Annotated in this window: 2 protein-coding genes; both read right to left on the bottom strand. The window is 39.1% G+C overall.

Annotated features, from left to right (window positions below; translation table 11 throughout):
• Positions 1–79 precede the first annotated feature (79 nt).
• The gene (locus J2Z48_RS15695) at positions 80–961 is read right to left on the bottom strand and encodes an IS3 family transposase (RefSeq protein ID WP_307255027.1); all 882 of its coding nucleotides are present in this window, start codon (positions 959–961) and stop codon (positions 80–82) included.
• A gap of 38 nt (positions 962–999) precedes the next feature.
• Complete coding sequence (locus J2Z48_RS15690) at positions 1,000–1,332, bottom strand: transposase (RefSeq protein ID WP_307255026.1); 333 nt, start codon at positions 1,330–1,332, stop codon at positions 1,000–1,002.
• Positions 1,333–1,410 lie beyond the last annotated feature (78 nt).

The raw sequence follows: 1,410 nt of genomic DNA, 5'->3' as shown, positions 1-1,410 counted from the left end.
CGGCTTAACCCCCGAAATATTGAGTGGATCTCTCTTATTCTCTGTAAATCGCAGATTTAGATATTATTCATTTAGTGTGTTATACATTCACGATCAGTGATGAAATTTGCTTTTTAAGAGTAGCCTGAAAAAACTCGTGAGGTGCAAGGTCAAATAATCTACCATGAATCCTACGTTTGTTGTAGAAATCTATATAATTGATCACGGTCTCGTATGCTTCTTGATAGTTTTTAAATTCATGACGAATCAAACACTCACGCTCCAAAGCACTGTGAAACGATTCGATATGGGCATTTTTATTGGGCGTTCGAGGTGGAATGCGTTCGTGTTCCAAGTCGTTTGACTCGCAGAAATCTCCGAATACATGTGAGATAAATTGTGGTCCGTTGTCTGTGCGGAGCACAGGCAATTTCTTCTGTTCATATTGCTGGCGCTTCAGTAAAGCCCTTTGAATGGTCTGAGTTGCATGTCTGCTTTCACACGATAGTCCTATATGGTAATCCACGATGCTACGATCGTACACATCAAGTATCGATAACAGAAAGAAAAAGCGCTGTTCACCTGCTACGAAACCATATTTAATATCGATCTCCCATAATTGATTGGAAGCAGTTATGGCACGATTGCAAGCAATCTTTCTTGGAAATGCAGCTTTTATTTTTCGTTGAGGTTGGAGTAAGTTTATTTCCTTACAGAGTCGATATACTTTTTTCTTATTGATAAGAAGACCATATTGTCTCCGAAGTAAAACCGTTAACTTCCGATATCCGTATATTGCTTCTTCACCAGAGGCTAATTCACCCAACCATTCCTGTATTTGAAGATCACTAATCGCTTCATCTTGCTTATTCAAAGAGAATCCAGGGATAGGACGCCCTCCGTTATATACTCTCTTTTTTTCATGACGATGCTTTTTGCGATAATAATATATTTGCTCGCTTATACCGACTATTTTCAGCACCTTGCGTGCTGTATAGCCCTGCTTAATCCATTTGTCGGCTACTTCCACTTTGTCCGATAAGCAGGGTTCCCCTTTTTTACAAGATCGCGGAGAACCGCGATTTCAAGATCTTTATCCCCCAGTATTTCTTTGAGCTTTACATTCTCTTTTTCTAGATCTAGGAATTCTTTTGCGCTTGGGATGTAGCTTTCTGCCCTCTTTGAGTCGCTTTCTGCATGTTTCCAAGTAGACAATTGAAGCTCCTTTTTCCATCTATATATGAGATTCGCAGTAATTTCATATCTTTTTGCAACTTGAACCGCACTACCCACCTCTTGCGCTTCCTGAACAACTTTATATTTGAATTCAGTTGTAAACCGTCTTCTTTGCATAAAAAATCTCCTCCACTGTATATAACTCATTCTACAGGATAAAGGAGATTACTCAAATTTAATTTGGGGGCTAAATAG

The sequence above is a fragment of the Croceifilum oryzae genome, assembly GCF_030814315.1.
Classification (GTDB): domain Bacteria; phylum Bacillota; class Bacilli; order Thermoactinomycetales; family Thermoactinomycetaceae; genus Baia; species Baia oryzae.
Note: the sequence above shows the minus strand (reverse complement) of the source record. Positions and strands in the feature narration are given on the sequence as shown.